Source organism: Luteimonas sp. GW821-FHT14E02, assembly GCF_058803905.1.
On the sequence record NZ_JBXAPK010000011.1, the window covers coordinates 23,672 to 46,806 of the forward strand.

The 23,135-nt window shown below is 63.9% G+C and carries 19 protein-coding genes and 2 riboswitches; of the genes, 13 read left to right on the plus strand and 6 right to left on the minus strand.

Annotation, left to right across the window (positions count from 1 at the left end; all coding sequences use genetic code 11):
* The first annotated feature begins 4 nt into the window (after positions 1–4).
* The 8 genes from hfq (at position 5) to AC1RNP_RS16420 (ending at position 9,713) form a co-directional block, all read left to right on the plus strand.
* On the plus strand, positions 5–286 hold the full coding sequence (gene hfq / locus AC1RNP_RS16385) for an RNA chaperone Hfq (RefSeq protein ID WP_493052355.1): 282 nt from the start codon (positions 5–7) through the stop codon (positions 284–286).
* A gap of 62 nt (positions 287–348) precedes the next feature.
* On the plus strand, positions 349–1,716 hold the full coding sequence (gene hflX, locus AC1RNP_RS16390; protein WP_493052356.1) for a ribosome rescue GTPase HflX: 1,368 nt from the start codon (positions 349–351) through the stop codon (positions 1,714–1,716).
* A 184-nt stretch (positions 1,717–1,900) separates the two neighbouring features.
* Positions 1,901–3,034 (plus strand): FtsH protease activity modulator HflK, encoded by a 1,134-nt coding sequence (gene hflK / locus AC1RNP_RS16395; protein WP_493052357.1) that lies wholly within the window; start codon positions 1,901–1,903, stop codon positions 3,032–3,034.
* A complete protein-coding gene (gene hflC, locus AC1RNP_RS16400; RefSeq protein ID WP_493052358.1) occupies positions 3,031–3,894 on the plus strand; it encodes a protease modulator HflC in 864 nt (287 codons plus the stop codon). Before hflK ends, hflC begins: the two co-directional genes overlap by 4 nt.
* Before the next feature lie 30 nt (positions 3,895–3,924).
* A complete protein-coding gene (locus AC1RNP_RS16405) occupies positions 3,925–4,110 on the plus strand; it encodes a DUF2065 domain-containing protein (RefSeq protein ID WP_226469815.1) in 186 nt (61 codons plus the stop codon).
* A 728-nt stretch (positions 4,111–4,838) separates the two neighbouring features.
* On the plus strand, positions 4,839–6,131 hold the full coding sequence (locus tag AC1RNP_RS16410; RefSeq protein WP_493052359.1) for an adenylosuccinate synthase: 1,293 nt from the start codon (positions 4,839–4,841) through the stop codon (positions 6,129–6,131).
* A 475-nt stretch (positions 6,132–6,606) separates the two neighbouring features.
* Positions 6,607–6,792 (plus strand): DUF6229 family protein, encoded by a 186-nt coding sequence (locus AC1RNP_RS16415; RefSeq protein WP_493052360.1) that lies wholly within the window; start codon positions 6,607–6,609, stop codon positions 6,790–6,792.
* Between the two features lie 95 nt (positions 6,793–6,887).
* Positions 6,888–9,713 (plus strand): type 2 lanthipeptide synthetase LanM family protein, encoded by a 2,826-nt coding sequence (locus AC1RNP_RS16420; protein ID WP_493052361.1) that lies wholly within the window; start codon positions 6,888–6,890, stop codon positions 9,711–9,713.
* 209 nt (positions 9,714–9,922) lie between these two features.
* On the opposite strand, the gene AC1RNP_RS16425 is transcribed toward AC1RNP_RS16420, so the two are convergent.
* The 4 genes from AC1RNP_RS16425 to AC1RNP_RS16440 form a co-directional block, all read right to left on the minus strand.
* Complete coding sequence (locus AC1RNP_RS16425; RefSeq protein WP_493052362.1) at positions 9,923–10,402, minus strand: VOC family protein; 480 nt, start codon at positions 10,400–10,402, stop codon at positions 9,923–9,925.
* A gap of 373 nt (positions 10,403–10,775) precedes the next feature.
* Positions 10,776–12,779, minus strand: coding sequence for a CocE/NonD family hydrolase (locus AC1RNP_RS16430; RefSeq protein WP_493052363.1), 2,004 nt, complete (start codon positions 12,777–12,779; stop codon positions 10,776–10,778).
* 117 nt (positions 12,780–12,896) lie between these two features.
* The gene (locus tag AC1RNP_RS16435) at positions 12,897–13,664 is read right to left on the minus strand and encodes a LytR/AlgR family response regulator transcription factor (protein WP_493052364.1); all 768 of its coding nucleotides are present in this window, start codon (positions 13,662–13,664) and stop codon (positions 12,897–12,899) included.
* Complete coding sequence (locus tag AC1RNP_RS16440; RefSeq protein WP_493052365.1) at positions 13,661–14,773, minus strand: sensor histidine kinase; 1,113 nt, start codon at positions 14,771–14,773, stop codon at positions 13,661–13,663. The genes AC1RNP_RS16435 and AC1RNP_RS16440 overlap by 4 nt, the downstream gene beginning before the upstream one ends.
* Before the next feature lie 147 nt (positions 14,774–14,920).
* Between AC1RNP_RS16440 and AC1RNP_RS16445 the strand changes: the two genes are divergently transcribed.
* Positions 14,921–15,322, plus strand: a complete 402-nt coding sequence (locus AC1RNP_RS16445; RefSeq protein WP_493052366.1) for a hypothetical protein — start codon at positions 14,921–14,923, stop codon at positions 15,320–15,322.
* A 141-nt stretch (positions 15,323–15,463) separates the two neighbouring features.
* Positions 15,464–15,805 carry a cupin domain-containing protein gene (locus AC1RNP_RS16450; RefSeq protein WP_493052367.1) on the plus strand — a complete coding sequence of 114 codons (342 nt, stop codon included), beginning with the start codon at positions 15,464–15,466 and terminating at the stop codon, positions 15,803–15,805.
* Positions 15,806–15,847: 42 nt separating this feature from the next.
* Here the strand turns inward: AC1RNP_RS16450 and gcvP are convergent, their stop codons facing one another.
* A complete protein-coding gene (gene gcvP, locus AC1RNP_RS16455; RefSeq protein ID WP_493052369.1) occupies positions 15,848–18,748 on the minus strand; it encodes an aminomethyl-transferring glycine dehydrogenase in 2,901 nt (966 codons plus the stop codon).
* Between the two features lie 85 nt (positions 18,749–18,833).
* A riboswitch (glycine riboswitch) is annotated at positions 18,834–18,954 on the minus strand.
* A gap of 2 nt (positions 18,955–18,956) precedes the next feature.
* Positions 18,957–19,058, minus strand: a riboswitch (glycine riboswitch).
* Between the two features lie 187 nt (positions 19,059–19,245).
* Here gcvP and AC1RNP_RS16460 point away from each other — a divergent pair.
* Together AC1RNP_RS16460 and AC1RNP_RS16465 are read left to right on the plus strand one after the other, a co-directional pair.
* Positions 19,246–19,704 carry a VOC family protein gene (locus AC1RNP_RS16460; RefSeq protein WP_493052370.1) on the plus strand — a complete coding sequence of 153 codons (459 nt, stop codon included), beginning with the start codon at positions 19,246–19,248 and terminating at the stop codon, positions 19,702–19,704.
* Between the two features lies 1 nt (position 19,705).
* A complete protein-coding gene (locus AC1RNP_RS16465; RefSeq protein ID WP_493052371.1) occupies positions 19,706–20,956 on the plus strand; it encodes a multidrug effflux MFS transporter in 1,251 nt (416 codons plus the stop codon).
* A gap of 17 nt (positions 20,957–20,973) precedes the next feature.
* Here the strand turns inward: AC1RNP_RS16465 and AC1RNP_RS16470 are convergent, their stop codons facing one another.
* Positions 20,974–21,981 carry a LysR family transcriptional regulator gene (locus AC1RNP_RS16470; RefSeq protein WP_493052372.1) on the minus strand — a complete coding sequence of 336 codons (1,008 nt, stop codon included), beginning with the start codon at positions 21,979–21,981 and terminating at the stop codon, positions 20,974–20,976.
* A 67-nt stretch (positions 21,982–22,048) separates the two neighbouring features.
* Between AC1RNP_RS16470 and AC1RNP_RS16475 the strand changes: the two genes are divergently transcribed.
* Complete coding sequence (locus AC1RNP_RS16475) at positions 22,049–23,101, plus strand: oxidoreductase (RefSeq protein ID WP_493052373.1); 1,053 nt, start codon at positions 22,049–22,051, stop codon at positions 23,099–23,101.
* The last annotated feature ends 34 nt before the right edge of the window (positions 23,102–23,135 follow it).

Sequence of the window (23,135 nt, forward strand, 5' to 3'; positions counted from 1 at the left end):
TCAAATGTCTAAGGGGCAATCTCTGCAGGATCCTTTCCTGAATGCGCTGCGGCGCGAACGCGTGCCGGTTTCGATCTACTTGGTCAACGGCATCAAATTGCAGGGCACGGTAGAATCGTTCGACCAGTTCGTCGTGCTGTTGCGCAACACCGTCAGCCAGATGGTCTACAAGCACGCGATCTCGACCGTGGTGCCGGCCCGCAACGTGCGGGTGGGACCTGGCGGCGGATACGTCCAGTCGGGCGAAGGCGGTTCCGCTGAAGCGGACGGCGACGAATCGGAATAGACCAGGCAACGCTGATGACATCAGCGTTGCTTCAATCCGAACACCGAGAGGCTTGAACGCTCTTGTTTGAACGTTCCCGCAAGGGCGAACACGCATTGCTGATCCAACCCCACGCCGGCGGTCCGCCGGACGAGGGGATTCTGGAAGAATTCGCCGATCTCGCCCGTTCCGCCGGCGCGGGCGTCGCGGTGATACTCACCGCGCGCATCGATCGTCCCAATCCGGCCACGCTGATCGGCAGCGGCAAACTCGCCGAAGTGAAGGCCGCGGCCGACGCCAGCGGTGCCGATCTGGTGCTGGTGAATCATCCGCTCACGCCGGGCCAGGAACGCAACCTGGAGAAGGCGCTCGAGCGGCGCGTGGTCGATCGCACCGGCCTGATCCTCGACATCTTCGCGCAGCGCGCGCGCAGCTTCGAGGGCAAGCTGCAGGTGGAACTGGCGCAACTGCGCCACATGGCCACGCGCCTGGTGCGCGGATGGACGCACTTGGAGCGCCAGCGCGGCGGTTCCATCGGCCTGCGCGGCCCGGGTGAAACCCAGCTCGAAACCGACCGTCGCCTGCTGCAGAAGCGCGTGGAACAGTTGCAGAAGCGCCTCGACAAAGTGGAAGTGCAGCGCACGCAGATGCGTCGCGCGCGCGTGCGCAGCGAGATGCCGCGCGTGGCGCTGGTCGGCTACACCAATGCCGGCAAGTCGACGTTGTTCAACGCGCTCACCGGCGCGGAGGCCTACGCCGCCGATCAGTTGTTCGCCACGCTCGATCCCACCGTGCGCCGCGTGGTTTTGCCGGGGGGAGACATCGTGCTGGCGGACACCGTCGGTTTCGTGCGCGATCTGCCGCACGAACTCGTCGCGGCGTTCCGCTCGACGCTGTCGGAAGCGCGCGAGGCCGATCTGCTGTTGCATGTCATCGACGCCGCCGATCCGCTGCGCGAGGAGCGGATCGCCCAGGTCGATGCGGTGCTGCATGAAATCGGCGCTGGCGAGATTCCGCAACTACTCGTCTACAACAAGATCGACAGGATCGGCGTGCCGGATGAAGGCAGTGATCATCCCGAAGGCGGCGATCGCCTCAACAGCATCCGGCCGCGCCACGATCGCCTCGGCGGCGGTGAGGCGGATGCCGCGGTACGCGACCGTGTCTGGATTTCCGCGCGCGACGGCCTCGGTCTCGATCTGCTGCGCAGCGCGCTGGCCGCGCGCCTCGGACTGCGCCGCGTCCAGGCCGAGCTGCGCCTTCCGCCTTCGGCCGGACGCCTGCGCGCGCGCCTGCATGCGCTCGATGCGGTCCGCGAGGAGGCGCATGACGAGCATGGCTGGACGCTGTCCGTCGATCTCGCCCTCGCCGATGCCGAGCGCCTGGCCGGACAGGCCGATGGCGCGCCGCTGCGAGCATTGTTGACCGGGGCCGGATCGGACCCCGCATGATCCGATCCGGCCCGTTCCCGACCCGGTTTGCTTCAAGCGGCTTGCTCCAGGCGGTATGACTCGAGCCGCATGACCCACGCCGGGAACTTGCAACCGGGCGGTCGCGCCCCGACATTCCAGTAGAATGCCGCGACCCGCCGCTCTGCGGAGACGGGCGTGGCGACTTCCCAGATTTGGAGCAGGCATGGCCTGGAATACCCCCGGCAGCCCCGGCAAGAAAGACGAGGACGGGTCCGGCAAGAACGGGCAACGCAATCCCTGGCAGTCCAGGCGCGGCAGTGGCGGCGGCGGCGGATTCGGCGACTGGTTCAACAACCTGCGCGGATTCCCGGGCGGCACCCCCTGGCGCTGGCTCGGCCTGATCGTGCTGCTGTGGCTGGCCTACAGCAGCTTCGTGCTGATCGCCGAGCAGCAGCGCGGCGTGGTGCTGCGCTTCGGCCTGTTCTCGCGCGTGCTGCAGCCCGGCCCGCACTTCAAGCTGCCATGGCCGATCGAGAGCGTCACCAAGGTCGAGGCCACGAAGATCCAGAGCTTCAGCGACACCAACGTCCTGGTGTTGACCGCCGACGAGAACATCGTGCGGGTCGAAGTCAACGTGCAATACCGGATCAACGATCCGCGCCTGTACCTGTTCGGCACGCGCAACAGCAAGGAAGTGCTGGAGCAGGCCGCGCTCTCCACGGTGCGCGAGCAGATCGGTCGCTCCAACCTCGACACCGTGCTGGGCGCGCGCGAAGCGCTGGCGGTGTCGGCGAAGACGCAGCTGCAGAAATCGCTGGATGCCTACCGCACCGGCCTGGTCGTGACCGAACTCAACCTGCCCAACGCGCGCCCGCCCGAAGAGGTGAAGCCGGCCTTCGACGACGTCAACAGCGCGCAGCAGGACAAGGACCGCTCGATCAGCGAGGCGCAGGCCTACGCGGCCAAGCTCGTACCCGAGGCGCGCGGCCAAGCCTCGCGCGTGCGCACCGTTTCCGAAGGCTACAAGACCGCCGCCATCGCGCGCGCGACCGGTGACGCCGAGCGTTTCTCGCTGCTGGTCGATCAATACCGCGGCGCGCCGGATGTCACGCGCAAGCGCCTGTGGCTGGAAACCGTGCAGCACGTGCTGTCCGGCAATCGCAAGGTGGTCGGCGGCGACAGCCGTCAGCTGATCTACGTGCCGATGGCCGGGCAGAGCAACGCGGCTGCCGCCACGACGCTGCCGGTCGTGTCTTCCGACATGATCTCGCCGACGGTGAGCGCCACGCCTGCGGACAACGATCCGCGCGGGGATCGCACACCACGCACAGGTCGCGACCAGGAGCCGGGCCGATGAAACTCAATGCCGTGATTCTGACGATCGTGCTCGTCCTGCTGGGACTGATGAGTTCGGTCTACGTCGTGGCCGAGGGCCACACCGCCATCGTCCTGAACCTGGGACGGGTGACCCGCACCGACATCGAGCCCGGCCTGCACTTCAAGTGGCCGCTGGTGGAGACTGTGCGCGTCTTCGACCGTCGCCTGCAGGTGATCCCGGCCGATCCCGAGCGCTACCTGACCTCCGAGCGCAAGGACGTGAGCGTCGACTTCTTCGCCGTCGGCATGATCCAGGACGTGCGCGCGTTCTACCGCGCCACCGGCGGCGACGAGGAGATGGCGGTGAAGACGCTGTCGCCGATCATCACCGATTCGCTGCGCAACGAGATCAACTCGCGCACGCTGTCGCAGGTGGTGTCCGGCAATCGTTCGCAAGTGATCGGTCCTCAGCTCGATACCATCAACAAGGGCGCGGCCAACATCGGCATGCGCATCGTCGATCTGCGCATCAAGCAGGTCGATCTGCCCACCGACAGCGACGTCATCAAGCAGGTCTACCGCCGCATGAGCGCGCAGCGCCAGCAAGTGGCCAGCCGCCTGCGCGCGGAAGGCGAGGAACAGGCGCAGGGAATCCGCGCCAAGGCCGACCGCGACAGCGCCGTGATCATGGCCGAAGCCGAGCGCGATGCCCAGAAGCTGCGCGGTGAAGGCGACGCGGAAGCGGCGCGCATCTACGGCGTGGCCGCAAACAAGGACGCCGCCTTCTACGCGTTCCAGCGCAGCCTCGATGCCTATCGCGAGACCTTCAAGGACGGCAACGCCGTGATCGTGCTCGATCGCAACGATCCCTTCCTGCAATACCTGCGCAGCGACAAGTAAGGACGACGGGATGCGACACGGGTTCGCGCGATGAAAGATCTGCTGGCGGCGCTGTGCATCGCCGCCGTTCTCGAAGGCCTGCTGCTGTTCGCCTTTCCCGACATGTGGCGGCGCATGGCCGAACAGTTGCATGCGCTCGACAATCGCAGACTGCGTCAGGCGGGCGCGATCCTGCTGATCATCGGCTTGATCGCGCTGTATCTCGTTCGTAGCTGAGGCAGGGGCAGCGGTGCCAGAGCGCCGCTGTCATGTTGCCGTCGACCATCAGAGCCGAATCGTTGAGGTAGCGCATCGGCAGCGCGTCTCGCCAACGTCGCACACGCGGCCCTTGTGGCCTTTCATCCGAGTTGTCCTCATCGTGCCGCGCGACCGGAACGCGCGGCTACCGCCAGCGGAAGGATGCCGCGCCAAAGCGGTGCTGCCTTTAGGGGCTGATCGGGAGAAGAGGGGATCGGCATACCTGTGCTCCAGAAGGCCGCAAGCAGGCTAATCGTCTTGATTGTGCTGAAAAAGAACATAATTTGCATGAAAAATGCAGAATGGTCGCGTAATCGGACAGGCTGATCGCGATCACTTCGAAGGCCGCATGGTCTTCCTCCGCGTTGCCGACGGCCTGTCGTTCCGCGCGGCCGCTGGTCGCCGAGCGGATCGTCGACGGCTGGCTCGTTCCCGTGCTGGCGCCGTACCTGCCGAAGGACCGAGGGATGCTCCTGTGCTATCCCCGCCGCGCGCAGTCGCGGCGGGAATTGCGCGCCCTCGCCGGATTCGCGCGAAATCATTTCCGGATCCGATGCGTGGCGTCGCGTCCAGGGTGGCGACGGCCCGACAAAACCCGGATAATGCACAAAAGCCGGATGGGCCGCTTCGCAGCTGGAGCAGCCCACCGGCTTTTTCCGTGCATGGCTTCCCGGTCGTGCATTCCCCTACGGGCAGGAGTTGAAGTGATGGGTCAATCAGTCGTGGTCTTGGGCGCCCAATGGGGCGATGAAGGCAAGGGCAAGATCGTCGATCTGCTCACCGAGGTGATCGGTGCCGTCGTTCGTTTCCAGGGCGGACACAATGCCGGCCATACCCTGGTCATCAACGGCAAGAAGACCGTGCTGCACCTGATTCCCTCCGGCATCCTGCGCCCCGACGCGCTGTGCCTGATCGGCAACGGTGTGGTGATCAGCCCGGCGGCGCTGAAGAAGGAAATCGAGGAACTGGAGAGCGGCGGTGTCGACGTGCGCTCACGCCTGAAGATCTCCCCGGCCGCCCCATTGATCATGCCGTACCACATCGCGCTGGATCAGGCGCGCGAAAAGGCCGCCGGCGGCAAGGCCATCGGCACCACCGGCCGCGGCATCGGCCCGGCGTATGAAGACAAGGTGGCGCGCCGCGGCATCCGCGTCGCCGACCTGCATTATCCCGATCAGCTGGCCGAGAAGCTGCGCGCCGCGCTCGACTATCACAACTTCGTGCTGACCAAATATCTAGGCGTCGACGCCGTCGACTACCAGGAGACCTACGACGAGGCCCTGGCCTTCGGCGAATACGTGCAGCCGATGAAGTCCGACGTCGCCGGCATCCTTCACGACCTGCGCAAGCAGGGCAAGCGCGTGCTGTTCGAAGGCGCGCAGGGTTCGCTGCTCGACATCGACCACGGCACGTATCCCTACGTCACTTCCAGCAACACCACGGTGGGTGGCGCGCTCGCCGGCACCGGTGTCGGCGCCGACGCCATCGACTACGTCCTCGGCATCGCCAAGGCCTACGCCACGCGCGTCGGCGGCGGCCCGTTCCCGACCGAACTCGACGACGAAGTCGGGCAGGGCATCCGCGACCGCGGCCAGGAATACGGCGCCACCACTGGCCGTCCGCGCCGCTGCGGCTGGATCGACCTCGTCGCCCTCAAGCGCGCCGTCGCCATCAACGGCATCAGCGGCCTGTGCATCACCAAGCTGGACGTGCTCGATGGCATGGACAAGCTGAAGATGTGCATCGCCTACCGCTACCGCGGCAAGGAGACCGAATACGCTCCGCTCGACGCCCAGGGCTGGGACGAGTGCGAGCCGGTGTACCTCGAATTCCCCGGCTGGAAGGAAAACACCCATGGCATCACCGAATGGGACAGGCTGCCGCCCGCGGCGCGCGCCTACCTGCGCGCGCTGGAGGAACTGTCCGGGTGCCCGCTGGCGATCGTGTCCACGGGGCCGGATCGTGAGCACACGATGGTGTTGCAGGATCCATTTGCGTGACGGATATCCCATCGCGCTTCTCGGAGGCGCGAAGCTTGCTCCTCCCGAACCAACCGAAAACCCCGCGCTGCGGGGTTTTTCTTTGAGACAAATCCGATTTCGAGGATTCGAGCGAATCAAGTCTGTTGCCTTGGTTGCGTGCTCGATTGCGCGCGGATATCGGCGATGCCTGCCATTTGTTTGCGTCCGCTTTCACTTTGTTCTCGCCGACGCAAGAGATGCGATGTTCATTCCATAGCATCTTGATTTTGCGCGGTGATACGACTGTGGATACAAGAGACTGCTTATTTGACAGCTGTTGAAATTCATGTATAGAGTCTTCATGCGGCATCGTCTGAGAATGTTGCTGATGCAAGTCGGCTCACGATGGAGAGGCCGCGAGGCTTGAAATCGATGTCCGGTGAGGCGGCGGTTTCAATATGCGAAGCAGCCGCTCGCCGGGTTCCAGTTCAGAACTCAAGGAGAGGACCAGGCAATGCAAAGCAACGATATCGTCTCGGGTTGGCTCACCGGCGCGGATAGCGTCGATGGCTACGAGAACCCGGCTGGGCCGCTGTATATCGAAGGCGAAGGCGCGGTTGACGAAGCCATGATGTATCCGGAGACGCACTCCACGTCCGTATCGACCTGTCCGAACGGCCGCTGCTACTGCTGCGTGTGAGCGAATCGCAGAACCACCGACGCGCACCCCTCCGGGGTGCGCGTTGTTTTTGCGCGACGCATAAGTCGCTTCCCACATCCTAGACACGAGACACGATGACCGAAGGCCATATACCCGAGGGCTTCCGTCCGATCATCGAGCATTTCACGGCGGCCGCACGCGAGGAATTCGCGGCCACGCTTGCGGAGTATTCCTCCGGTATCGATGCAGAAGAGTCGAAGCTGATCCGTTCGGCCACCGGACAAGCGTTGTATGCCAATGCGCGGCTCAAGCTCAATCGCGTTCTGCTGGTGGAATTGCATGCCGCGAAGCACGAAGGCGAATTGACCGCAGGGGACGAGGCGGGACGTTTCGGACAATTCGTTGCCAAAGCACTGCGTGACGAATTCGTCGAACACTTGCGCCTCCGCTATCCACCGCTGCTGCCGCGCCTGCGGCGGACGCTAAGCCAACAGCGCGGCGCGATCGAAGCCCTTGTCGCGCGCTTGGTCGCCGACCGCGCGGCATTCGCCGAATTGCTCGGTCGAGCCCCTGGCCGCCTGATCGGGATCGCCCTGGACCAAGGTGATCTGCACGCGGGCGGGCAGACCGTAGTGCGGCTCACATTCGAAGCCGGGCAGATCATGTACAAGCCGCGTTCGCTTCGCATCGATGCGGTGCTCGACGGGTTCCTCGCACGCGTATTCGACGATGCGGAACGCATCCGCGTGCCTGCGGTGCTCGATCGCGGTGACTATGGCTGGGCCGCTTTCGTCGAACACCGTTATTGCGATGGCGACGATGAATTGCGCAGGTTCTATCGAGGTCTTGGGCACTGGCTGGCGATACTGCGCCTGCTTGGAGGCACCGATATCCATCTCGAGAACCTGATCGCCGTGGGCCCGGTGCCGGTGGTGGTCGATGTGGAAAGCCTGTTTGCCCTCGTCCGGCCGGTAGCGCCTTCGAATTATGGGCAGGCCTACGATCTTGCCCAGACACTCATCCACAGCTCCGTCCTGCGCACGGGTATCGTGCCGTTTCGCACGCGTGCCCTGGGCTTCGGTCGTGCGGATCTTTCCGCCGCCGGCGCGTTGCCGGGCGAGCAGCCCCAATTGCAGGTTCCTGTCATCGCCGATGACGGCACGACCGATGCACGCGTGAAGATGGTCGAGTCGGACATGGCAACGTCGAAGAACCATCCCAGTCCGAACCCCGACGTATCGCGCTACTGGGATGACATCAGCAACGCTTTTCTCGAAGCCTCGGAGCAACTGCGCCGGCTCGATGCCGATGGCGGACTCGAACCCTTGCTGTCTGCCTTCGAGGGCTGCCGGGCGCGCGAGGTTCGGCGCGCGACTCAGATCTATGTCGAAATCGGCCGCATGCTCTGGCATCCGGCTTCGCTGCACGAAGAGGACAAGGCGATCGAACGCGCCCGCGCGTTGTTCTCCCGCAGTGTCTCTGGCGTGGCGCCGTCGCACGATGAGGTCGCCGGCGAAATCGAAGACCTGCGCCATGGCGATATTCCGATCTTTGTCGCGTCGTTGACGCGCGAGCGCATTGCCGAAACTCTGGCCAACTGGCGCGCGATGCGGATCGAGCTTGAGGAAATGACGATCCGCAGTTCTCTGGTCGTCACTCAGCTCAACAGCGGCGCCGATGGGCCGAGCGAACGTGACAGCCGTTCGCACTTCGCACGTCAGCCGCACGGTGCGAGGCTTGACGCGCGCAGGCGGGAGTTGGCCGCCGATACATCCGAACGTCTGTTGCGATTGGCTGTGCGCGGCGATGACGGTTCGGCGACCTGGATCACGCCGGAAAGCTTCGGCACCAAGGGTTGGCATGTGCAGCCGCTGCGGGGAGACGTTTATTTCGGTCTTGGCGGCATGGCCGTCGCCCTGGCGGGTTACCGCCATGAAATCGAATACGGGCGCGCCGACGAGGTGCCGGGTGTCGACGAAGCGCTCGAGGGCGCCTTGCAAGTCTTGCAGGCGATGACCGAACACGAGACACCGCCGACCGTGGGCGGCTTTACCGGCCATGGTGGCCGCATTTGGGCCTGGCTGGTATTGCATGATTTGTTGGGGCGGCCGGAGTTACTCGCCAATGCGCGCACGTGCGCGGAGGCGCTCGAACAAAAAGGTTTCGAAGAGGACCGGCATCTCGACATCACCGACGGCACCTGCGGCGCCATCGTGCCCTTGCTCGGTCTTGCCGAGGCGACTGCCGATCCACGTTGGCTGGCATCGGCGGCGCGCGCCGCGAGACATCTGGAGTCGACGGCACGCGTAGACGAGCGGGGAGCGCATTGGTACACGCTGGATCTCCCCGATCCGATCGGTGGTTTCGCGCACGGCACCTATGGCATCGGATGGGCATTGGCGCGTCTGGCACTGACCGGCGCCGGCGATGAAGTCGAACGTCAGCGCTGGAGCACGCTCGCCGATGCCGCGTTCGCATTCCAGGATTCACTGTTCGAAGAGTCCGTAGGTAACTGGCGAGATGTTCGCATGCAAGCGGCGGTGAACTTCCCCACCTGGTGCAATGGCGGGGTCGGCATCGGCCTGGCAGCGGCCGATCTGTATGCGCGCAGTGGCGATCCTCGCCATCTGCGGGATCTGCGTCGCGCGGTATCGGCGGCACGCGGGCAATGGGGTTTCACGCATACGCTCTGCCACGGTGATTTTTCGCTGTGGGAATTGCTGATGCGTGCGTCTGTGCTCGATCCGGAAGCCTCGGCCATCGATCGCGACGAGGCGACGGCGCAAGTCGTTTCAGGGATCGAGGAGCACGGCATCGTCGGCGGCATCACCCGCAAGGCGTTCACTCCTGGTCTGATGACGGGCCTGGCTGGTGCGATTCATTCACTCAACCGCATGCATCCCGATTGCGATCTTGCTTCGCCGCTGTTGCTCGAATGCAGGCGGCAATCAGTGCCTTGAACAAGCGAAATGGTCTGATGGAAGCGGCGGCCTGAAGATCAGATCGCCGTTTCTTTTGTTCTGGATCGCTTCCGCCTGGCTTGCGCTCTATCGGGAGTGAGGTGTTGCCCAGCGTTGAAGCACGGTTATCGCCCCGAGGCCGCAGTTCCCATCCACTATGAGCGTGCGCTCAGTCGTGGCCGGTGTGAGGCCCGCAAATATCGGGAGCGTCAACCGCGCCGAGCTGCTTCGATCGCTGCGATATCGATCTTTCTCATTTTCATCATGGCGTCGAATGCGCGCTTGGCTGCCGCTCGATCAGGATCGGCGACCGCAGCCATCAGGGCGCGCGGCGTGATCTGCCACGACAATCCCCACTTGTCCTTGCACCAGCCGCACTGACTTTCCTGACCGCCGTTTTCGACAATCGCGCTCCACAAGCGATCCGTTTCGGCCTGATCTTCAGTCGCAACCTGGAACGAGAAGGCTTCGCTGTGCTTGAACGCCGGCCCTCCGTTCAGGCCAAGACAAGGAATGCCCATCACCGTGAACTCGACGGTCAAGACATCGCCCTGCTTGCCATCAGGATAGTCGCCAGGCGCACGATGGAGAGCGCCCACCGTGCTGTCCGGAAACGTCTTTGCGTAGAACTCCGCGGCTTCCAGTGCGGTGCCGTCGTACCACAGACAAATCGTATTCTTGCTGGCCATCTCAGTGCTCCCATGTTTTTTTGCGGTTACGTGCATTCAAGTTACACAGGCAGCCGAACTGCGCCGGCACCTTGCGTCGTGTCATGACGGTGCGACTGCACGATCGCTTCACGGTGCCGATCAGGCGGAATCGTATCCGCAAATGGGATCAGGAGCATGGTTGGCACGCGTTTTCGAGATGCCTGCCTCAAGGTCTATTGCAGCGTTAATGGCAAGGATTACCGGAGCCTGAAGTCATGATCCGCGCCGCAAGACAATCCATTCAAGCCGACGCCACTTCGTGGCGCGGCTTGATTCAGGCGTTGCGGATGTCTGCCCTTTGCCGATAAGGGTATCGAGGTCAAGTATCCAAGCAGAATCAGGCATTAGAACCTTAACCTTCCTTTTTTCCGACGCTCACATTCGCCGGCTCGCCGCCGCCTGGCACGACAGTGATGCTGATCTGCGAAGGATTCCGCGTGTCGTGATGAACGGAGTTGTGCGCGATCACGCTCTCGGTCTCGTCGTAATTGTTGCCGCCCGTGTTCAAGTTGCGATCGAAGCGCGGGAAATTGCTGCTGGAGATCGCCACCCGCAGTTTATGCCCGGGCTTGAAGTAATTGCTGGTATCGATTGGCTGGAATGTAACCTTGTAAATATTGTCTGGTTGCATCCATGCGAGAGGCTTGTCGTAGCCGTCGCGATAACGCATGCGCTGGATGTTCTCCGTGATGTTGTAGGCATTGCCATCCGGATGCACGTCAATGATCTGGAAGGTGAAATCCGTATCCTTGGCGTTCGAGGACACGTATAACGTAACCGTGATCGGTCCACTGACTTCCATGCCTTCCTTGAAGGGCTCCGTGTCGTAGACCAGGATGTCGTTGCGCGTCTCATGGGCGCGCTGATCGAACGCGCCGAACTTCACCGCATTGCCTTGGCAGCATCCGCCTCCGCCGAAAGTCGGCACGGGGTTCGTGGGGTCATAAACAAAGGTGTCCGGTCGATCTTCGGTGTCGGGCTGCGATGTCAGCTTACCGTCGCCGTACAGCGTGTTCGCCTTGCCGCCGCTGCTGAAGTGGTAGGTGCGTGTTTCCGCGCCCTTCGGTGGCCAGGTGGAGGATTTCCGCCACTTGTTCTCGCCCATCACGTAGTAGAGCACCTTCGGCTGTTTCTTCAGCAGGCCATTGTCCTCGCCTTTCAGGAAATGATCGAACCAGCCATAGACCAGATCGTCGTAGTCAAGGCGCGGATCGCCCACGCTCAAGTCGCCGATCTTCGTCTCCTCCGTATCGCGCGTGTAGCCGCAGTGCAACGAAGGCGAGATGACCGCGTACTGTTGCTCCGAAATCTCCTTGCGGGCGGTGCGGCGCACCCAGTTGTATGCAGCCAGATTCGGTGAGACCGATACGTCGTACCAGCTCATGAACCACAGCCCGGGCCGGTTGACCTTCATGCCCTCGTGCCACAGGCCACCCTTGCGCCAAGCCGGATCGCTGGGCGTGCGCGCGACCATGTTGCCGCCGGTGGGGATCGGCATCGGATCGGCGAACATGCCCGAGGGGCCGTCCACGGATTTCAGGATGTCCTTCAGGGGCAGGTGCCGGAACGCCTTTTCCCAATCCACGTATGGCGTCAGCGGTTCCAGATCGAACATCTTCGATGCGCGGATCAACTCGCTTTGCGGCGTGTTCGGCGGAAATGCCGGCCGCACCTGGTTCTGCTGGTCATACAGCCAGGAAAGAAACAGCAATTGCACGGCACCACCGCGATACCAGTTGCCTTGTTCCCAGTACGGGCCAACCTGGCCAACGCCAGCGCCGAAGCCCTGGACATTGAAGGTGGTAAATGCAGGATCGTCTTCCGAGACCACCGCCAGCTGCCATTCCGCGGTCGACGAGCAGCCGGTGGTGCCGACCTTGCCGTTGGACCAGGGTTGCGAGGCCAGCCAGCGGACCGCATCGACGCCATCGCTGACCGGGGCGCCCAGGATTTCGTAGTTGCCTTCGGAAAAGAAATGGCCGCGTTCGTTCATCTCGACGTAGGCGTAGCCGCGCTTCACCGCTGCCAGCTCGTCGCTCATGTCGTTCGGGGCGCCCAATCTCACGTTCCAGAAATTGAAGTTGTATGGCGTGCGCACGAAGATGATCGGCACCTTGCCCTTGGCGTTCTTGGGGCGGTAGATGTCAGCGGCCATGCGTTTGCCGTCGCGCATCGGCACCATGACCTTGCGTTCGACGATGGCGATGTCCTGCAGTTGTTTCTCGACATCGTTGCGCTGCTGGATCAGTTTGGCATTGGCGCTTTGCTGTTGCGCCAACGCTGGCGTGCCGGCGATCAGAGTCAGGCTAATTGCGGCGGCGTAGACGAAATGCCGGCAAGGAGCGGCGTGCTGCATGCGGAGTTCCCCTTCCTGTTCAGGACATCCGAGTATCCATGATCTTGGCGTTTTAAAAATGTGCCTTTTTTCCTGCCTTTCGCCGAATCCAAACGGTGAGGCGGATTTCAGGAATCCTTACTCATGGGGACGCATCGTCGCCAGCCGAAGGAAGGCTTCGTGCTGATAGCGGCTCATGCGCAATTGCTGTCCCGTATCCATGGTGACGACGTGATGGCCGTTGAACCAGGGATGGATGGTCTTGACCCGGCGCACGTTGATGATCGCCGAGCGATGGATGCGGGCGAAATGGCGAGGATCCAGCCGGGTGGCGAGCGTCGCCATGGTTTCGCGCATCTCGTGAACGCGGTCGGCGAGATGAAGTTCGACGATATTGCGATTGGCCTTGATCCAGACGATGTCGTCGACGTTGATGAAGACGAGATGCTCGTCGATGCGCACGGGGATGCGTTCCAGATACTGGTCACGCTGGCGCAGGGCGTCCAGGGCTTGCAGAATCCGGGTGGAATCCTCATTGGCGGTTTGCAAGCGCGCCTTCGCGCGTCGCAGGGTTGCGGCGAAGCGGTCGCGGCTGAAGGGTTTGACGAGGTAGTCGACGGCGTTGGCTTCGAACGCCCGCACGGCGTATTGCTCGTAAGCGGTGACGAAGATGATGGCCGGCATGCGCTCCGCGCCGATTTCGGCGACGACGTCCAGGCCGGTCATCGCCGGCATCTGGATGTCCAGGAAGACGAGATCGGGTGATCGATCGCGGATCGCCGCGACCGCGGAGATGCCGTCGCCGCATTCGCCGAGCAATGCGATGTCCCGATCCTCGCGCAGCAGCCGCACGATCGCGCGGCGTGCGATCGGTTCGTCGTCGACCACCAGCGCGGTGAGGCTCATGCGATGACGTGCTCCGGCATCTCGTCCGGTTCATCGAGTTCACGAAAAGGCAGGCGGATTCGACAGGACACGCCTTCCGGCCAAGTCATGTCCAAGCGGATATCCGCATGATCGCCGTACAGTTCCTTCAGGCGCAGCCGCGTGTTGGAGAGGCCGATCCCATGGCCTGAGGCTGCGCTGTCAGGCTCCAGCATGCTGTTGCGGTTGCGCACTTCGATGCACAGGACGTCGCCTTCGCGACGGCTTTCGATCTCGATGCGATCGGCGCCGACGCGCTGGCCGATGCCGTGGCGAATGGCATTCTCGACAATCGGTTGCAGTACCAGGCTGGGAACGGCGCAGTTCAAGGTATCCGGTGCGACGTAGACCTGGGTGGTGAGGCGATCCTTGAAGCGATTGCGCTGGATGCCGAGGTAGAGGTCGAGCAGATCCAGCTCGCGTCGCAAGGTGATTTCCTGGCCGTCATAGTCTTCCAGGAAGGCGCGCAGCAGTTCACTGAGGCGTAGCAGCATGTCTTCAGCAGACCGTTTGTCCTCGTCGAGCAGGGTGACGATGGCATGCAGCGTGTTGAAGAGGAAGTGTGGCTGCAGCTGCGTTTTCAAGACTTGCAACCGAGATTGCGCGAGTTCGGTGGCGAGCTGGCTTGCTTCGACTTCCCGGCGCGACTTTTCCGCCTGAAAATGCAGCGCGTGCTGCAGCAGAACCAGCGCCCAGTAGGTCAGCAGGCCGGTGGCCATGTGCTGGCCGATGAATTGCTCGATCTGCTCGAAGAGCGAGCTCGGTTCGAACAGGCTTGAAACGGCGGCACCAATGATGACGGCGATTGCAGTCACGCCAACGCTTGCAACCAGATGGAAGCGGATCGCGGACAGGCGTCCGGATGGCTGGATCGGATGGCTCGCGGCAAGGCGGAATACCAGTGGCGCGAGCGCGGCCCAGGTGTACCACTGGATCATCGACCAGCGCAGGTAGACGAACACCGACCAGACCTGTCCGCCAAGCAATGCGTCGTGGATCAGTCTTTGCACGGCAAACGCCAAGACGATCAGCGACCACAGCGCGAGGTAGCGGGTTGCGTCGATTTCCATGTCGCCGAGCCGGATCTTCATCGCGTCTTCCCGTTTCCCGTGTGGGAGGCGCCATCGTAAGCGCGGGAATCCGTGGCTGAAAAGCGCCAAAGGGCATGGCTACGATTCGTGGCGTTGTGACGACGATTCGTCCCGGATCGATTGCCGGATCCGCCCGGAGTGGGCCAGATGGAGGCGCCGGTGCAGGTGCTTCGAGCCGCTGCGGCCGGTTGTTCCCGACCCGAGCCGGAGGCCGTTGCCATGCGAATGATCGCCGCTTTTTTCCTCGTCCTGCTGCCGCTTGCGGGCATCGCGCACGCATACGCGGAACCTGCGACACGTTATCTGGAATTGATCAATCGTGCCCACGACAGCATCGTCTCGCTGGCGATCGCCGCCGAGGGAAGCGATGTGTTTCGTGATTTGCCCATCGATGCTCCCCTGCAGGGAGGCGGGAGTGCGACCACCTTGGCCATCAGTGGCGAAGTCTGCCGCTACGACATCCGCATCTCGTTCCGGGGTGGTCGATCGCTGCTCTACAAGGGCGTGGATGTTTGCCGTTACCGTGGCCTGCGCGTACATGCGCCATGAATGAGCACGGCTGTGGAGGACATTGAAGTCTCCCAGTGGCGTCTGTTCGCCATCGCGGACGGATATCACTGTCTGTCCGCGTTTTTTTGATTCCGTCTTAACAGCTGTCTGCGCATGGTGGCGTAAAGCCAGGAGCGCGGCATGCGATACAAGCACTTCCGTTTCGGCAAGGGATTCCGCGTAGCGTTCGCCGTGCGCAAGACGCAGGCGGCGGAGATGGTCATCGCGCCCGGCGACAGCGAAGGCGGGCCGGACAATCGCCATCGCGGCACGGACCAATGGCTTTATGTGGTGTCGGGAACCGGGCTGGCGATCGTCGAAGGTGCGAGGCAAAAACTTCGCGCCGGAAGTCTGCTCGTGATCGAGCGTGGCGAGCGTCACGAGATTCGCAATGTCGGACGCACATTGCTGAAGACTGTGAATATCTACTCGCCACCGGCCTATCGGAGCGACGAGAACCCGCTTCCCGCGGGGAAGGGTTAGCGCCGCAAAAAAAAGAAGGGGCGCCGGAGCGCCCCTTCTGGATCATGCCTCGGTTTCTTCCTTGTAGGCATCCACCGGGATGCAGGCGCACATCACATTCTTGTCGCCGTAGACGTTGTCCACGCGCGCCACCGGCGACCAGTATTTCTGCAGCTTGAGCACCGGCAACGGGAAGGCGGCCAGTTCGCGCGGGTAGGCGTGGGTCCACTCGCTGCCCGCCACCATTGTGGCGGTGTGCGGCGCGTTGCGGAGCGGGTTGTCCTCGCGGTCGAGTCGCCCGTCCTCGATGGCGCGGATCTCCTCGCGGATCTCGATCATGGCATCGATGAAGCGGTCGAGTTCGTGCAGGGATTCGGACTCGGTCGGTTCCACCATCAGCGTGCCGGCGACGGGGAAGCTGAGCGTCGGCGCGTGGAAGCCGAAATCGATCAGGCGCTTGGCGACGTCTTCGGCGCTGATGCCGGTGCTGTCCTTGAGTGGCCGCAGATCGAGAATGCACTCGTGCGCGACCAGTCCATTGCGGCCGGTGTAGAGCGTCTTGTAATGCGGCGCGAGACGCTTGGCGATGTAGTTGGCGTTGAGCAGGGCCACCTGCGTGGCCTTGCGCAGGCCGGCGGTCCCCATGAGGGTGATGTACATCCAGCTGATCGGCAGGATCGAGGCGGAACCGAAGCTGGCCGCGCTGACCATGCCGACATCTCCTTCGCTACCGAACGTGCGCGGCAGGAACGGAGCGAGATGCGACTTCACCGCGCACGGGCCGACGCCGGGGCCGCCGCCGCCGTGCGGGATGCAGAAGGTCTTGTGCAGGTTGAGGTGCGAAACGTCCGAACCCCACTTGCCGGGCTTGGCGAGGCCGACGAGGGCGTTCATGTTGGCGCCGTCGGTGTACACCTGGCCGCCGTGCTGGTGGATGATGTCGCAGATCGCGACGACGTCTTCCTCGAACACGCCATGCGTGGACGGGTAGGTGATCATCAGCGCGGCGAGTCGGTCGGAGTATTTCTCGGCCTTGGCGCGGATGTCGTCGAGATCGACGTTGCCGTTGCCGTCGCACTTGGTCACCACGACGGTCATGCCGCACATGTGCGCGGATGCCGGGTTGGTGCCATGCGCGGATTCGGGGATCAGGCAGACGTCGCGATGGTCTTCGCCGCGCGAGCGGTGATAGGCGCGGATGGCGAGCAGGCCGGCGAATTCACCTTGCGCGCCGGAGTTGGGCTGCAGGCTGACGGCATCGTAGCCGGTGCATTCGACCAGCATCGCTTCGAGTTCGTCGATGAGCTGCTTGTAACCCGCGGTCTGTTCGACCGGCGCGAGCGGATGGATGTTGGCGAACTCGGGCCAGGTCACCGGGATCATCTCGGCGGTGGCGTTGAGCTTCATGGTGCAGGAGCCGAGCGGGATCATGGTGCGATCCATCGCCAGGTCCTTGTCGGCGAGCTGGCGCATGTAGCGCAGCAGTTCGTGCTCGCTGTGATGGGTGTTGAAGACCGGGTGCTGCAGGAACGCGCTCTTGCGCGCCGATGTGGCGGGGATTGCGTCGGTGGTGTCAATGTCGAGCGCATCGATGTCATCGATGTTTGCATTGAAGAGACCGGCCAGCACGATCACATCGTTGCGGGTCGTGGTTTCGTCGAGGCTGATGCTCAGGTTGCTGCCATCGATGCGGCGCAGGTTGATGCGCTGCGCCTGGGCCTTGGCGTGAATCGCACCGGCATCGACGCCGGTGACATGCAGCGTGTCGAAGAAATCACCGCCAACAACAACGCCGGCCTTGCGCAGCGCGGCGGCCAGGATCGCGGCCAGGCGATGGGTGCGGCGTGCGATGCGAGCGAGGCCATCGGGGCCGTGGTAGACGGCGTACATACTCGCCATCACCGCCAGCAGCACCTGCGCGGTGCAGATGTTGGACGTGGCTTTCTCGCGACGGATGTGCTGCTCGCGCGTCTGCAGGGTGAGGCGGTAGGCGGGCTTGCCTTCGGCATCGATCGAGACACCGATCAGGCGGCCCGGCATCGAGCGCTTGTAGGCGTCGCGGCAGGCCATGAAGCCGGCATGCGGACCGCCGAAGCCGAACGGCACGCCGAAGCGCTGGCTGTTGCCGACGACGATGTCCGCGCCCCATTCGCCGGGCGAGGCCAGCAGGGTGAGGGCGAGCAGGTCGGTGGCGACGGCGACGAGCGCGCCGCGGGCGTGCGCGGCTTCGGTGAGCGCGGCGTAGTCGCGGATCGTGCCGCGCGTGTCGGGATACTGCAGCAGCAGGCCGAAGGCGTCGACGCTGGCGGCCTCGGCGTCGTCGCCGATGTGCAGGACGATGTCGAGCGGCTCGGCGCGGGTCTTGAGCACTTCGATCGTCTGCGGATGCACGCCATTCGACACGAAGAAGATGTCGGACTTCGATTTCGCCGAACGCTTGGCCAGTGTCATCGCCTCGGCGGCGGCGGTGGCCTCGTCGAGCAGCGAGGCGTTGGCGATCTCCATGCCGGTGAGATCGGCCACCATGGTCTGGAAGTTGATCAGCGCTTCCATGCGGCCTTGCGAGATTTCCGCCTGGTAGGGCGTGTAGGCGGTGTACCAGGCCGGGTTCTCGAGGATGTTGCGCAGGATGACGTTCGGCGTGTGTGTGCCGGAATAGCCCTGACCGATGAAGCTCTTGAACACCTGGTTCTTGTCAGCGATGGCGCGGATCTTGGCCAGCGCCTCGACTTCGGTGATCGCCTCGGGCAACGCCAGCGGCGCGGGCGACTTGATCTTGCCGGGCACGATCGCATCGGTCATCGCATCGAGCGAGTCGTGGCCGATGGCGCGCAGCATCTGCGCGATTTCGGCGTCGTTGGGGCCGATATGGCGCTCGACGAAGGCGGAGTGGTCTTCGAGTTCGCGCAGGGAAGGCGAGGTGCGCTGGGGCAGATTGTGATGGGGCAGGCCGTTGTTCGACATGGCAGGGGCGTCCGGAAGGGCTTCGGGAACATGACCGACAACAACAGCCGGGCCGATGACGGCCGGGCGTGCGTCGCCGCACGTTGGATGCCCCTCTGTCCTTTTGCCTGAGAGTTTGGAAGCGGCCCGTTTTGGACCTGCCTCGTGCCCCTTCGGCGCCGGTTCCGCGCCTGTGCGGGCGGGTCGGTCTCTCCAGAGTTTGCCGCGTGTGTTGCGTGTGGTCTTTGGGCCTGAGCGATTACGGGCGTTGCGCCTTCGGCAGCGAGTCCATGCCCATCGAGGGCCGGCCCACTTCTCCCACGGGACTGCGGGCGAATTATAGCCTGCGCCGGGGGCTTCCCGCGCCCCCGCCGCCCGGGTACCGCGACACGCGGCTCTTGTCAGGAATGCCCCTGCCGGGAATCCGTGCAACAGAACGTCCCGGCCAGGCAGCGCGGCCGGCAATTCTTTAACATATGCGCTCTGCGTTGTTCCTCACGTGTCTTCTCAAGGCCGCCATGTCCGCGCCGCCGCTCCAGGCTCCTTTCCAGCTTCGCCAGATCGACCATGTCGTGCTGCGCGTGCGCGACAGCGCACGCATGCAGGCTTTCTACTGCGAGGTGCTCGGCTGCACCATCGAACGGCGGCAAGACGAAATCGGACTGGTGCAGTTGCGGGCGGGGCAGTCGCTGATCGATCTGGTGGATGTCGCTGGCAAGCTCGGCCGTGCCGGTGGTGCCGCGCCGGGAGCGGAAGGGCACAATCTCGATCATCTGTGCCTGCGCGTCGAGCCGTTCGATCGCGAGGCGATCATCGCGCATCTGCAGGCGCATGGCGTGCCGGTCGGTGACTTCGGTTCGCGCTATGGCGCCGAAGGCGAGGGCCCCTCGCAATACCTGTCCGACCCGGAAGGAAACACGGTCGAGCTGAAGGGGCCGCCCGACATCGCCAGTGCCTCGGTCGCGACTTCCGCCTGACATGACGCCTTCAACGATACCGACGCGACGGCTCGCGGTACTGCTGGCCGGGCTGGCGATGTTCGGCCCATTCTCCATCGACACGATTTTTCCGGCATTCCCGCAGATCGGCGCGCAGTTCGGCGCCGACAAGCTGGTGATGCAGCAGACCATCAGTGCCTATCTGATCGCTTATGCGGCGATGAGCGTGATCCATGGCCCGCTGTCGGATGCGTTGGGTCGGCGACGGGTGATCCTCGCGGGGCTCGTGATCTACGTCATCGCCTCGATCGGCTGCGCATTGGCGACGGACTTGCCGATGCTGCTCGCGTTCCGCGTGCTGCAGGGCCTGTCGGCGGGCGTGGGCCTGATCGTCGGACGCGCGGTGATCCGTGACGTGCTGCACGGCGACGACGCGCAACGCTTGATGAGCCAGGTATCGATGATCTTCGGTATCGCACCGGCGATCGCGCCGATCATTGGTGGCTGGCTGCTCGGTTGGGGCCGCTGGCCGATGATCTTCTGGTTCCTGGTCGCGTTCGCGTTGTTGCTGATCGCGACGACCTCGCTGTGGCTGCCGGAAACGCATCCGAAGCAGGCGCGGCTGCCGCTGCAGCCAAGGCCGCTGCTGCGCGGCTATCTGGGGATTTTCATCAATCCGCGTTTCCAGCGTCTGGCGGCAGCGGGTGCGTTCAACTTCGCCGCGCTGTTCCTGTACATCGCCTCGGCGCCGGCGTTCGTGCTCGATCTGCTGAAGTTGAACGAGCGCCAGTTCGCCTGGTTCTTCGTGCCGATGATCGGCGGCATGATGGTGGGCGCATTCCTGTCGGGACGCGCGGCCGGGCGTGTCAGTGGTTCGCGGCTGGCCGGGATCGGCTTCGCCTGCTGTGGCGTGGCGGTGACCGCGAACATCCTCTACAACGTGTTCGCACCGCAGCTGAGTGTGCCGTGGGCAGTGTTGCCGGTGATGCTCAACTCCTTCGGCGTAGCGCTGGTGTTCCCGATCCTGACGCTGGCAATCCTCGACATGTATCCGCGCCAGCGTGGTTCCGCGTCTTCGTTGCAGGCGTTCACGGGGCTAGCGATGAACGCCCTGGTGGCCGGCGTGCTATCGCCGTTGCTGAGCGACAATGGGTTGCATCTGGCGCTCGGCGCAGCGGTTTTCACCTTGCTCGGATGGCTGTGCTGGCGCTGGGAGATGGTGCGCAAGCATCACAAGGTGCCGGAAGTGCCGGCGGAGCCCGCGGCACTCGAACCGACGGAGCGTTTGTAAACGCAAGCACGGAATCGTCAGCGTTTTCGCGGCGGGCGATTCGTTGATTTTCTTACAGTCGGGTTAGCGTCTTGGCGATGATAAGCATCGAAAACGGTGACGACATGGTCGACGAACGCGCGCACTTTCGGCACATGCTGGCGATCGGGCGGCCACAGCAGCCAGTTCTCGTTTTCATCCTGCGCGACTAGCGCATCCGTGAGCACGGGCTGCAAGGAGCCGTTGGCGAAGGCGGGCAGCGCCGCGTAGCGCGCGATGGAGGCGATGCCGATGCCGGCTAATGCGGATAGCCGCACGGCTTCGGGATCGCTGAGCACGATCGTCTGCGGCACCTCGACACCGCATCCGCTCGACAGGGGCGGTAGCGGCCAGGGACGAACGCGGCCCGTGGTCGGGCTGCGATAGCGGATGCAGCGGTGGTGCGCGAGATCGGCGGGTGTTTCCGGCATGCCTTGTTCCTGCAGGTAGCCTGGTGCCGCGCACAGCAGCGAGCGTTCCGGTCCAAGATTACGGCCACGCAGACTGGAGTCGGGTGGCGCGACGCCTCCGCGCAGCACCAGATCGTAGCCTTCGGCGACCAGATCGACCTGGCGGCTGTCGAAATCGATGTCGAGAAAGATGTCGGGATAGGCGCGCATGAATTCACGCAGCGACGGCAGCACGAGCGCGCGGCCGATGCCGGGCGCAAGGCTGATCTTCAGGCGTCCGCGTGGCCCGGCATCCGCTTGCGCGAGTGAGGCTTCCGCCTGTGCGATCGCCTCGAGAATGCGATCGGCATGTTCGAGCAGGAGCAGACCGGTTTCCGTGAGGCTGAGCTTGCGCGTGGTGCGCGCGAACAGCGTGGTGCCGAGCCGCTCCTCCATGCGCCGCACCGCCTTCGCCACGCCCGAGGGCGTGCCGCCCATGCGTTCGGCGGCCTTGACGAAGCTGCCGGCACGCGCGGTCTGCACGAAGGCGACGAGGCCGCTGCTGGCGCGATCGCCGAAGACTTCATTCAGGATATTTTGTCGTGAATTATCCGACATGGCGGTTATTTAACCGGATATTGGGGACAAATTAGGCTGTTCGAACCTCCCAGACAACCCCGGCGCCATGAACCGCGAAGCCATCATCACCACGACCTCCCTGACCGAGCCGGAATCCGGCTCCCGTCTGTTCTCGCCCGCGATGCTGGGACGGCTGCGATTGCGCAATCGCCTGGTGATGTCGCCGATGCAGCAATACCAGGGCACCGTCGACGCCAGCGCCACGGTGTACCACGCGCATCACTATGCGCGCCGTGCCCGTGGGGGTGTCGGGCTGGTGATGGTCGAGTCGACCGCGGTCGCGCCGGAAGGGCGGTTGTTCGGCGACGACATCGGTCTCTACCGCGATGCACATGTGGTGCCGTTGCGCGCGGTGGTCGATGCGGTGCACGCCGAGGGTGCGGCGATCGCGGTGCAACTCAGCCACGGCGGGCGCAAGTCCTTCCGCAGCGCGGGCCCGTTGCTGGCGCCGAGTGCGATCGCCTACGACGACACTTACGGCGTGCCGGAGGCGATGACGCAGGCGCAGATCGCGAAGGTCATTGCCGACTACGAACGCGCGACCCGATACGCGCTCGATGCCGGTTTCGACGCCATCGAACTGCATGCTGCGCACGGCTTCCTGGTCCATCAGTTCATGTCGCCGATCAGCAATCATCGCGATGATGAGTACGGCGGCTCGGCGCACAATCGTGGGCGTTTCCTGCGCGAAGTGTTCGCGGCGGTTCGTGGCGTGGTTGGGCCGGATTACCCGCTGCTGGTGCGCGTGTCCGGCAGCGACTTCGATCCGGAAGGATTGACGCCGGAGGCGGTGGCGGAACTGCTGCTGCCGCTGCGTGAGTTGGGGCTGCAGGCGGTGGACGTATCGGCCGGTGGCCTGTCGCCGAAGGTGCCTTACGGTATCGGCGTGGAATACCAGGTACCGTTCGCGTCGACGATCCGCCGCGCGCTGGACGTGCCGACCATCGCCGTCGGCCTGATCCGCGGCGCCGATCGCGCCGAGGCGATCCTGCGCGAGGAGCATGCGGATTTCATTGCAATCGGGAGGCCGCTGCTCGAGCGCCCCGACTATGCCGATGATCTGTGCCGCGATCTGTCCGGCCGCGCGCTCGCGGCGTGATCCGGAACGTGCGCTGACAGGTTGACCACTCCTC